The following is an 11225-nucleotide window of genomic DNA, read 5'->3' as shown; positions in this document are numbered from 1 at the left end:
TCTGCTTTTTTCAAGCAACAACTCTGGGGGTCAATTTAAAATTGGCGAAAGGGGGTCAAATTTATTGGTATATGCAAATACCCCCTGAACTCCAATTCTTTTCGGTACTGTGACCCCGAATTATGGATTATGTGGTGGCGGGGTTGAAGTTTTCTTTCCAAAGGGTTGTCCAAAAGGCAGTGCATTCCTGTTTGATGAAATTCCTGATAAATAGTGTTTCTAAATCAATATTCTATCAAATTTGATAGAATATTGATGACTTTATTATCACTTGGAGCCGTTATTGCCCGCAAGGGCCGCCCGAAATTTTGGGCATAAAAAAGCACTAAGAACAAACTGCCCTTAGTGCCGTTAGAAGTGTAGTTAAGCCTTAATTCAGCGCATTCACGCCCACTTTAGCAAAATCATCGCACAAATCAAACGTAGCTTGTGCCTTTCCCAAAGCGTTGCCCGTCATAATGGCTTTGAATTTTGTTTCTGTGTCCTTATAGCTTTTCACATTCTGAAAATACCCTGTAACAGCATTGTAAGCACCAAACAAAGTGCCTTTGGTGGTTTCCATTTGCTGGGTCGGGCTTGTGATGGCATATTCTAAAACATTATCCACCATATTAGTAAACACACTTGAAAACTCGTCCTGCTTTCCTTTCTGCAAATTTTGCATTATCTCCTTATTAGGAGCCATTGCAATCTGCACCAGTTTTTTAACCTGCTTATCCGTAATTTTGACCTTTGACCATTGGTTAAAAATCTCCTCCATTTCTTTTGCCAATAGATTGGTAATGCCTAGCAATTTGTGTGCTTCTTTTAACCTGTCGTGTGCGCTTGCCGTGTGTCGTATTCTGATAGCATTACTTTGATTTCGCAAAGCAGCATTTAAGGTATTTTTGCAACAAACTCTAATTGGCGTAAACGATGCGGTAATGCTTCCAAAACCATCGTGCGAAGTTGTGAGAAACAGAAACTGCTCTATCAAATCATTCCTGCCTACTTTGATGTATTCGGGCAACTTAGCAGTTATAAAAATGCGTTCTCCTTTTCCCAGAGCGCCAGCAGTTTCATATCTAATTCCATCTTTTCCGCCCACAATGCTATCGAAAAATGAAAATGCATCTACGTTCTGTACAACGTGGTAATCCCTGCCAACTACCCCCAAAACCTCGTCCGTGTCTGTTCGTACCGTTGCATAATGGTTTGGAACATCCAAACGCCACTCCATAACAATATCGTTGTCCTCCGTTTCGGGCGTGGTGTCGTCTCCATAGGTAAAAAGGTTTCGCTTTTCTACGGTATAATCCAAACCTGCGTGTTTTATCGCCTCTGCACTTGTTGGATAGTTTTCTATGATTGTTCCCAATCCGTGCCAAGCCTTTTCTTTGACCGAAAAAAAGCTGTGCTTATCGGCCTTGCTGTTATAATTTAGGTTGTGTGCCATGATGAATGTTTTTAGTGTTCCTTACTCTCGATAATAGAATTTCAGTTTCCAGAATATTGATATTAGCGGTATCGCTAAGGCTCAATTTTGACTGCGTTTCTATCTCGTTTACAATATCCGATAATTGGGTATGGTCGGCATGGACTGCCACGCGAACCATAATAAATAGGGTTTCGTACTTCATCTTTTTTGGGTATGTAATTTTTTGAACTTATCTAACTGCTTGTAAAATGCTTTTGGGTTTTCCTCCTCGAATTCCAACCCATAGCCCGACCAGTATAACTGGTCTAAGAATTCTATAAATGCTTCGAACATGATTTTTGGATTAGTAAAAATTGATAAACACCCCACCCAAAGGCAGGGCGTTTAATTGTTTATTTAACAGGAATAAAGATTTCACCCTCGATTTCAGCCAATTTATCCACGCAAAGCGCATTGACCATTTTTGCTACTGCATTAATGATAAAGGGGTTTTTGGTGGTAAACTCCCTGCCCTTATCATCTTCAATGGTTAATTCGCAACCTTGAAAATGTGTGCTATCGGTTTCCTCTGCATCGTCTTTTTGTGCCACCTCAAAGGTTTCCAATGTTCCGATTGTTTCCAAAAGCTTGCCCCTTTGGTTGATACGGCGGTTTAAGTCCAAAGCCAATTTTATGGTTGCTTCCAAGTTCATTGCAGGTTTTTCCTCTTTCAACTGTTCCTTGATTTCCATTTTGGTTGGCTCTGCCTTTGGTACTTCGGCAATTACCGATACCGCTTTTGTATTATCCTTTGGCTGTTCTTCGGCTTTAACTGCCGTAGATTGTGCAGTTTCGGTTTCTACCTTTGGTTTCTCCTTGTCGGGGTCAACTTGATTTGCATTTTCCTTTAATGGTACTGCCGGACGGATTGCTGATTTATCGGTTGATGTGTTTTTAACTGCTCCATTTTGTTTTTCGCTTCCAATTACTGTTGTTTTCATGATTTCTGATTTTTAAATTTCTACTGATGATGATTTGAATGATTTGCCCCAATAGGGCGGTTCTGCCTGTGCGAAATGCTACTGCCTTTTCGCTGTTCGGGTCGGTGGGTGGGCTTCTGCCTTTTGTTGTGCGCATGGGTTTTTTCCTTTTAAAATTCAGTCGGCAGGAGCCTCTGCCTTTTTGTTAAATGCCATCACCTGACCACAATCCAGTAGGCAGGCAAGACTTTGCGAAAAAAAATACTACCCGAGCGCAGCGAGGTGTGGAGATTTTTTTTAGCAAACCCGAAGGGCTTGGTCTTGACTAGGCTAATGGATTGTTCAGAAATTTTGGCACAAAAAGGTTGGGGATAATTTTATCGCACTTATACCTCGTTTAAAAATTGATTTTTAACCCTACTTTTATATAAATGAGTGTAAAACGAAATGTGTACTTACTGGAAAGTTTAAAAAGACTGGAAAATAACACCTTCGACGAAAGGGATATTAAACTGCTATTGATAGAGATCAGGGATTTATTGATGGATGAATCTTTTCTTAGGGAAGTAGCGGATTTCGTTGCGCATCCGGAGAGGGCTAGGGGCATGTGCCATATCACAATAAATTCTCGTTATGGTAAAATGAAATTTGCTGATGAAGGTCAGCAGCGGTTGCATGATGATGGAACATTTGCAAATAATACTGATAAGCCCTGGCCGTTCTTTTCTGATCAGATACTTAGTTACATTCAAACACCGCAAATTAAAAAAGACCTTTTTGAGATTATTATTAAGGAAGGAATTGAAGAAATTCCTGAGCATCTTTTTTTAAAATATTACAAAATCAATAAGCACAAGGTGAGAACAATAGTATTTTCTGCGTATAATCGAGCGAATGGCTATTACCAGATAAAACCTGAAATTAAAGGTAGAGATTATTTGTTTCTTGATGATTTGTTGAAATTCATTCGGGGAACAACAACGGGGATTAGTGCTTTTAATGACGTTGATTTAAAGAAAGACCTTATAACTGGCATTTCACGTATAATTTCAGAACAAAAACTTGGTCTAGATTTGGAAATTATTACTAACTCGTTTGATAGTGTGATTGTCTGTATAATTTCCATTTTGCATGAGGCGACGTTTAAAATGTTTGACGGTACGACCGCAACCTCTTACTTGACAATCAGCAGGGCTGATCCTTTAAAAGAAGATAAAACACAATATTTGAGTTTGAATGTACAAACCCCCAATTTCAGTTTTCCAATAATCAGCACAAATATAATTGCGACAACTTATATTGAAGCCAGTAATGAGAACCTTGTTGTATATGAAGGTATGCGCATACCTTGGAATTATGCTTCTAGGAATGAAGAGATGAAACTCGTTCTAATTAAAAATAGCACATACGATGATGAAACTAAATAAATTGAACTAATGAAGGAATATAAAGGAGAATTCTACTATCCCGAGTTTCCAGACAATTTGGTTTCTGGAGTTCTTACAGTAGATGAAAACAGAAATATTGGCTTAGAACTATTCGGATCATTGAATGATTTTTTCGGGTCTACAAGATCTTCTGGCACCACCATTTATGGAAATCTTTTTAATGGAAAAAAAGCAACGCTTTTATCCTGTTCCAATAAAAATTTCGAGATTAGGTTTGGTGTCTCTCAGCTAGAGCAATTCAAAGCAAAATTACTGTTGATTGGCACACACGTCCTATCTGAAGACGAGCCTTTTTTTAACGAAATAACAGTAGATATAGATCATTTAGCTGAGTGGATAGGTATAACTGGAAGCAGTTTGTCATTTCAGGATGGATTTAAAAATCTAACCTTTAAATACAATGCTCCAGAAAACATAGAATTTCCCATAACCGGTGATTTAGTTGGAACATTCTTTTTCAGACAGACATTTCCGATACAGGCACGCGATTTCAAACTGGAAGAAAGAACATTTTTCTCAATTTCTTCTACAAATGCAAAGAGTCTGATTAATATGATCTCTTTCATAAGGGACTTTAGAAAACTACTCTCATTTTTTATCGGCACAAAAACAAAAATCAATCAGCTCGTTCTTATCTCTTCAAATGAGACAATAGAGCTGATTAATCCAACAACAGATAAAATTCATTTTGAGGAAATACATCTATTTTTTAATGACCAGGATGATAATCTAAATAAATCTGTAATTGATGATTTTCCGATAAAATACGCAGACATAATTAATGTGTTTCCTGAAGTACTTTCAAATTGGTATGATCAAAAACAGGTAGATTTGGTTCCTATCGCAAATATTTTGCTGGAATGCTTGGCAAGTAAGTCAGTTTTTGACGATAACCAGTTTTTATCAGCATTTCAAGGGGTGGAAGCTTTTCACCGTAGATTTCTGCAAGATACAGCGGCATTGAAGGTAACTCATAAAGAATACATGAAGTCTATACTGGATTTCATCGATGATCCAGATCTAACTGCAAAGTTGACAGCCCAGCTCACCTTCGCTTATGAAATGACTGCAAAACAAAGGTTTGCAGAGATTATCCCAAAGTTGATATTAATAATGCCTAACATTACAGAACAACAAATTGAGATATGGATCAAGGAGATGGTAAATTCACGAAACTACTTGACACATTTAGATCCTTCTGGACTAAAGAAAAAGGCTGGTTCTAGAAAGCTAATGCATTATACGGAACTGCTCAAGGCCACGTTAAGTTTTCTAATAATGTCTCGGATTGGCATTCCTCCGGAATTCCTGAAAGGGATCGAAATGAAGTATCGCCACAGCATTGAGTATCTTATAAAGACTACTGAAATCCTAAATAAAAAAACCTGACCGTTGCCGATCAGGTTCAATTCCGAAAACTCTGTTTTTACTTTGCGCTTTTCTTCTCGGAAATCTCTTTTCTGATTTCGCTTGCCAGTACTTTCAAGTCCTGCATTGCTTTGCGAACCCTAGTGCCAGCGGCACCATTATTGGAGTTATAGAATTTTCCAGCATCAGTTTCGATGTCTGCAACAAGCTGTTTTACTTTTTCAAATTTTTCCATGGTTTTAATCTTATTTATTATTTTAATTAATTAGTTCTCGCTAAAGCGAATATATAATTTTCTGTTTAAACGCCCATTCCCTGGCCTTGTGCCACTTCCTTATCCTTGCCCTGCTCCATTTTCTTGGCAAACACGTTGCTCATTTCAAGCCCTGTTTCTTTCTGGAACTGCTCCCTTTTTTCAGGCTTTCCATTTTCAGCATAGAAGTTTAGCTTGCTGTAACGAACAGCAGTCTCCAGATACATCTTGGTTTCCTGACCATCTTTTTCAACGGTAACCATTGGTCGGTTGCCATTCATTAGCGCGGTTACCAAAGACTCTGCTTTTTTCGGATCTGCCATTTCCTTGATCTTATAATCATCAAGCAAAGCTTTCACATCATAACCGTAGGCATCGGTAAACTGGCGGAAGGTCAGATTATTCTGGCGGTCTCTTTCCTTTTCGGTGTCCAGTTGCATCCAAGCTTTATAAGGAGTACCCTCCCTGCTCAAAAGGTCATCACGATAAACCGATCTTCCCTGAACCAAATTGGAGGCCTGTTCTTTTGAAAATCCCTTTCCATGGTCCAGCCAAAAAGTCTGTGGCAATGGTGGAGCATAGAATTCACGCTTGAAATCCCTTGAAACGTAGTTGATCTTGCCCTCTTCCATATTGGCGAGCATCGACTTGTTTGCGGCATCCTTGCCAACGGCAAGCTCACTGTTGCCTTTCTGCTGCTTGAAGAAATCGATGGCTTCGCCAACATTCTCCATTTTTTTGACAATGTTCTTTCCTTCCTCGGTTTTGGTAATGACCATGTACTTTTGTCCTTCTTCCAAAGGTTTGCCCTGGTTATGTACCGCCTCTAACCTGTTGAGGTAATAATAATCAGACTGCCCGGACTGCTTAAAGTGGAGGGTAATATCCACCTGACCCCTGCTTGCTTTTACCTCATCGTAAAGCTTAAAGGCAGGGTCGTCATTTTTCATGTGTTCTTCCATTTTGGCAATCAGCGGATCGCTAAAGCCAAGTTTTTTCATCTCATCTTTGAGATCTTCCAGATTGTTCAAATTCATAGCTTTTCTTGTTTTTAATGATGTTCCATTATTATTAATTAGGTCACTTTCCTTTGATCGAAACCTTTCCAGTTCTTTCAAATCGTAGATCATGGTGCCGATAGGTACAGCTTCATGCCAGTTCCATATCTGCTGGTACTCTTTGGCAAAATCAAGTGCTTCGCTCTCATCTATAAAGCAGTGCAGGTCCCATTTTGAGGTGATCGGATTATCTGTATCATATACCACCCAATCGTAGCCACCTGCTTTCTGCTGCTGTAAATAATCGATCAGCCACTCGCCATTTCCAATTTTTTGATCAATCGCGACATAGTTCCCTGATTTTAATTCCACACGTTACCGTGATTTAAGCTGGTTGTTCCGCAAGAGAATGGGATGCCCACTTTTCAGCCTCACTTTGATGTTTTTTACTTTTTTACTGATCAGTTGCCTTGCCGCATCTATTCCGGCACCTGCAACCTGGGTGGCAACGGTTTGGTCGAAACCTCCAAATCCAACGCTCCTTACCGCATCATCGGTTCCCTTGTTAAGTGCGCCAGTGAGCAGGGCTTCTGGTGCCTCGATGCCGATCATCCCATCCAGGCTATAGACCGAAAGGTCAACTGGAATGATGGACGTGCCTAGCCTGATATTTTTAATGTCAAGCAATAGGCGCTGGTTGGCAATCCTGCAGGCACCGAACAGTTCCTGTCCTTTTGGAATAAGCATCCCGCCAATGCGGAGCGTATCCTGCAACCTGATTTTTACCGTTGCACCCTGTACCGCTTTTTGGTTTTCAACTATGACCGCTGGTGTTGCCCTGAACTGGCTGTCGGGACTTAGCGACAGAGCAAACTGGTTCCTCTGAACAATACGCTCTGGGTGCTGGATATCCAATATGTTCTGCATCATCGTATTGAGCTGTGCCATTTCGGGGTCTTCGGATTTGTTGTCCTGCATTGTTTTCATCAGTGCTTCCAAACGGTCCACATCATTTTTGATGGTCGAGGGCTGTTCCTTGACAAGTGGTTTTGACTTGTCAATTATTGGTTCAGGCTTACTGATCTCCCTGTTCAACGCTTCCAGTTTTTCGTTGATCTGTTTGGTCTGCTCATCCGCCGAGCCACTTTTTTCTTTACCATCCAAAAACCCAAATTGCCCTGCAATACCGGCAATTCCATTGTCATCCTCCTTCGTAGAATTTCGGTCTGCCTGCTGGTAATAATCAGCCTTGGTCTTTGGGGTATCTGTTGAAAAGGATGCATTGGGCAGATTGGTATTGATACCTGCCAAAGGTTTTGATTCCCTATCGTTTCCCCGGCCACCGCCCATTGCGTAAAATCCCAGTGCCATAAAGGGCAAGATCAGGATGGGGATAAAAAGCAGTATCCTGCGTTTGTCCCGCTTAAGTTTTGTTCTCATTTTTTATTGTTTTTTAAATTGAATAAATCGGATTAGTTGAACACTCCAAATGCACCGGTCAATAGGTAGATCAGGTAACTTCCAAATACGGCACAGAAAATAATTAGCCCAAATAGGATAGCGGTAGCTGAAACATTTCTTGTTTTATTGTTCAGGTAGTCTGCCAGTTTTCTTTGCCTTTGGTTCAGGTATTCGCCAACCTGCCAAGAAAGTTTGCCTTCTGGCACAATTTGATTTCTTTTTCTGAATAGTCCCATGGCTAAGGGTTTAAGGGTTGATCTACATTTTCCAGTGTTTCCCACCGCTGGATCAGAAATCCATGCGGGTTATTGTCCGACCTTGATACATTCCGAATGTAGCCCTGCGTAACGAGTTTCCGGATTGTGGTAGAACTTGACCTGATCAGCCTTTGGGTAGCGTAGCATTTGAAATAAAATGGATACTGTTTGATATCGATGGCTATACTGTCTATCTCGATTTCCTGGGAAATGTTAGCGGAAATAATGTTGTTGTAGTAGCCACTTTCCTTTAGGTTATCATTTGCCTTTTTTGCGCTTTCATCAGCCAGGTTCAGTGCCATAGCAATATGGTTCCGTATTACCTTGTCATCAGGGTCAAGGGTAAAAAAGTAATGGTGGAAAGTCTTGATGTGATCCCTTAGTTCGACCGGAAGATTGTCTTTTCTGGTGGTACTGAAAGCCTCGATTGCCTTGCCGTTTGCCAGGATATATACCTTTGACTGCATGGTACTGACCAGATCAAAACTTTTGTAGATGGCAAACCCCGAAATTATAACACAGGCCAATATCAGAAAGATGCTGAACCGTTTGATGTGCTTGAATGCGGTATCTATATTTTTAAATTGTGTGAACATAATTTTGATTTTAGTTTAAAGTTTACCACTAATCTTGTCCTTGAAATAATCCTGTCCAGATGCCTCCGCCATCCCGGACATTTGGCGTTTCCCATCTCCAAAGGAATCCGAGATCATTCCTGCACCATACTTCAGGCCTGCAATACTATTGTTTGCTCCCTGCTTGGTTTCCCTTGCTCCAGCAGAGGTCATTGAATTGATCTTAGTCAGAATACTGTTTCCGCCCCCTGCATGTACCACGTAATTGGCAACAGTTGGCACGCAGAAATACCCCACTATGCCAATGATCAGAAATATCATGTACGCCGTATCCGTGCTGGAAAACACCGTATCTCCGTTCTGTGCTATCTCATCGATATCGAGTTTGATCATGTTCTGCTGTATCTTTCCAAGTATGGCACCGAAGATATTGGCAATGGGAAGCCATAGAAAGATGTTGATATACCTTGCCACCCAGACCGAAAGGGTATGCTGGAGTCCATCAAAGACCGCAAACCCAAGTACCAGTGGACCAAGAATGGCTAGTACGATCAAAAAGAAGGTACGAAGCGTATTTATACACAGTGATGCGGCCTGATAGACGAGTTCCAAAAGTTCACTCATGAACTGCTTAAAGCTGTGGCGGATCTTATAGTCCTGACGGTCTGCCCAGAACATGATATCATTGCCAATGGCTTCCATCCAGTTTTCATCTTCTGCATTCGGGTCTTTGGGATGGGTATATTTGTACCACTCCGAGCGATTTCCACTACCATCCTCACCGACATACATTTTCCATTTGGTGGATTTTTTCATCTCTGCTTCCTTGCGCTTCAGCAGTGCCTTGATAGTGGCATCGCTATTTTTTACCATTGCACCAGTAGCCGAAACGGTGGGCTGGAGCACCCCGTTCATTACCCCAAGCAGGGCGGGGAAAAGGACGATGGCAAGTCCGAGTGCAAAGGGGCGCAATAACGGATAGAAATCTATGGGTTCGGCGGATGCAATCTGGCGCCATACACGGCTGGCGATATACCAGAGTGCGCCAAATCCAGCGATGCCCCTTGCAACGCCAATCATATCCGAGCAGAGCGGGATCATTTCATCGTACACTTTTTCAAGTACGGCATGCAGTCCACCAATCTGATTAGCGAGCCCCTGCGCATGTGAACCGAAGGGGAATAACAGTACCAGAAATGCGGTCATCCCCAATAATTTTATAATTTTTTTCATATAGAATAGCTATTGATAGAGTTCCATACTCTGTTTCAGATCGGACTTTTGTTTTTCCCTGGCGAGGGAAAGTGTGGTTGCCTTGCTGTTGAAATCCCGAAGGAATACCAGTTTATCCTGCACATCAAGGAAAATCCTGTCAATGGCCTGTAGCCGTTCATCATCGCTCATCCGAAGCTTTGCCGAAGTGATTACCATTGCCAGTTCATCCAAGTTATCTATACTCTGCTCGAACAGTTGCTTATAGACTCTGCCCAGATAACCGATCTCTGTAGGATTAAAATTTCCAGAGGCATTGAACCGCTTAAAGGCAGACTTGTATTCGGAGATGATGTTCTTCTGGTAATTGATGATATCGGCAACACGCCTGTACTTTTTCACTTCCGGACTGACCAGCATCAGCCCATCCAGAAATACTTCGTGCAGTGAAAAGTTGCCCTTAGATATGTTCTTGACGGTGTTGTACCCGCCTGAGACCACCTGATAGCCTTTTTTCATATCAGCTAGGATGTTCTTCAGTTGGCTCAGCTTTTCAACGTTCAGCAGCAGTTGCTGGGCTTCCTGCGATTGTGCCTTTACGGTAATACCAAATCCCAAAAGCAATAACAGCAGGCATAGGTATTTTCTGATCTTATTCCCTGATTCCATAACTTTCCCTTAATTGTTCAATTGATCTTTTTTCCATTTCCTTCTGTCTAATAAAAAGGCTGATCTCGCTGATGAAATCTTGGGTGAATGCCGACTTGTCCCGCATAGAGAAATAGACCTTGTTCAGCCTTTCAATCCGCTGGTCATCGCTCATCTCAACTTTGCCAGAGGTAATCACCATCAGCAGTTCTTCCAGGTCTTTCAGGCTTTCCTCCCAAAGGTTTTCCCTCACGTTCTGGATATAGAGCTGATTGGAAACACTAAGGTTCGGATTGGACTTGATGCCCCTGAATGCCTTGCCAATTTCCAGCTGCATTTCGATGACCTCGATTACCCTGACATCATTACGGATGGCAGGGCTTACCTTTTTGAGTCCACTGATGAAGGCGTTATGCAGGTTGAATTCTCCATTGGAAATATCCCTGATCGTTTGCAGGCCACCATTTACGATTTCATATCCTTTTTTGAGATAGCTGGTATAGACTTCCAATGCTGCGATCTGTTGCAGAAGATATTTCTGCTGTGTCTTTTTCTGCCTGAAGATCTCGTTCCAGTTCTGACCGAAACTACTGGAGATACCACTAAGGAGCATCATAATGATGAGTGCT

13 protein-coding genes are annotated in these 11225 nt (G+C 41.5%); 2 read left to right on the top strand and 11 right to left on the bottom strand.

Annotated elements, in window-relative coordinates:
* Positions 1-370 precede the first annotated feature (370 nt).
* The 3 genes from H7U22_RS20660 to H7U22_RS20650 form a co-directional block, all read right to left on the bottom strand.
* A complete protein-coding gene (locus H7U22_RS20660) occupies positions 371-1435 on the bottom strand; it encodes a DUF932 domain-containing protein (protein WP_187073243.1) in 1065 nt (354 codons plus the stop codon).
* A complete protein-coding gene (locus H7U22_RS20655) occupies positions 1413-1619 on the bottom strand; it encodes a hypothetical protein (RefSeq protein WP_187073242.1) in 207 nt (68 codons plus the stop codon). The genes H7U22_RS20660 and H7U22_RS20655 overlap by 23 nt, the downstream gene beginning before the upstream one ends.
* Positions 1620-1809: 190 nt before the next feature.
* Positions 1810-2397, bottom strand: a complete 588-nt coding sequence (locus H7U22_RS20650) for a hypothetical protein (protein WP_187073241.1) — start codon at positions 2395-2397, stop codon at positions 1810-1812.
* Between the two features lie 428 nt (positions 2398-2825).
* Between H7U22_RS20650 and H7U22_RS20640 the strand changes: the two genes are divergently transcribed.
* Entirely contained in the window at positions 2826-3803 is a 978-nt protein-coding gene (locus H7U22_RS20640; RefSeq protein WP_222621919.1) for a hypothetical protein, read from the top strand.
* A gap of 9 nt (positions 3804-3812) precedes the next feature.
* Positions 3813-5213 (top strand): ApeA N-terminal domain 1-containing protein, encoded by a 1401-nt coding sequence (locus H7U22_RS20635; protein ID WP_187073238.1) that lies wholly within the window; start codon positions 3813-3815, stop codon positions 5211-5213.
* 37 nt (positions 5214-5250) lie between these two features.
* Here H7U22_RS20635 and H7U22_RS20630 read toward each other — a convergent pair whose 3' ends face one another.
* The 8 genes from H7U22_RS20630 to H7U22_RS20595 form a co-directional block, all read right to left on the bottom strand.
* Complete coding sequence (locus H7U22_RS20630; RefSeq protein ID WP_187073237.1) at positions 5251-5427, bottom strand: histone H1; 177 nt, start codon at positions 5425-5427, stop codon at positions 5251-5253.
* 65 nt (positions 5428-5492) lie between these two features.
* Complete coding sequence (locus H7U22_RS20625; RefSeq protein WP_317173016.1) at positions 5493-6815, bottom strand: hypothetical protein; 1323 nt, start codon at positions 6813-6815, stop codon at positions 5493-5495.
* Between the two features lie 3 nt (positions 6816-6818).
* The gene (gene traM / locus H7U22_RS20620; RefSeq protein WP_187073236.1) at positions 6819-7883 is read right to left on the bottom strand and encodes a conjugative transposon protein TraM; all 1065 of its coding nucleotides are present in this window, start codon (positions 7881-7883) and stop codon (positions 6819-6821) included.
* Between the two features lie 32 nt (positions 7884-7915).
* The gene (locus H7U22_RS20615; RefSeq protein ID WP_187073235.1) at positions 7916-8140 is read right to left on the bottom strand and encodes a hypothetical protein; all 225 of its coding nucleotides are present in this window, start codon (positions 8138-8140) and stop codon (positions 7916-7918) included.
* Between the two features lie 2 nt (positions 8141-8142).
* Positions 8143-8757 carry a conjugative transposon protein TraK gene (gene traK, locus H7U22_RS20610; protein ID WP_187073234.1) on the bottom strand — a complete coding sequence of 205 codons (615 nt, stop codon included), beginning with the start codon at positions 8755-8757 and terminating at the stop codon, positions 8143-8145.
* 15 nt (positions 8758-8772) lie between these two features.
* Positions 8773-9969, bottom strand: coding sequence for a conjugative transposon protein TraJ (gene traJ / locus H7U22_RS20605; protein ID WP_187073233.1), 1197 nt, complete (start codon positions 9967-9969; stop codon positions 8773-8775).
* 9 nt (positions 9970-9978) lie between these two features.
* Positions 9979-10617: a TerB family tellurite resistance protein gene (locus tag H7U22_RS20600; protein ID WP_187073232.1), complete on the bottom strand. Its 639-nt coding sequence runs from the start codon at positions 10615-10617 to the stop codon at positions 9979-9981.
* Entirely contained in the window at positions 10601-11212 is a 612-nt protein-coding gene (locus H7U22_RS20595; RefSeq protein ID WP_187073231.1) for a hypothetical protein, read from the bottom strand. Before H7U22_RS20595 ends, H7U22_RS20600 begins: the two co-directional genes overlap by 17 nt.
* Between the last annotated feature and the right edge of the window lie 13 nt (positions 11213-11225).

Origin of the sequence: Pedobacter fastidiosus (assembly GCF_014306625.1) — a bacterium.
GTDB classification, from domain to species: domain Bacteria; phylum Bacteroidota; class Bacteroidia; order Sphingobacteriales; family Sphingobacteriaceae; genus Pedobacter; species Pedobacter fastidiosus.
Note: the sequence above shows the minus strand (reverse complement) of the source record. Positions and strands in the feature narration are given on the sequence as shown.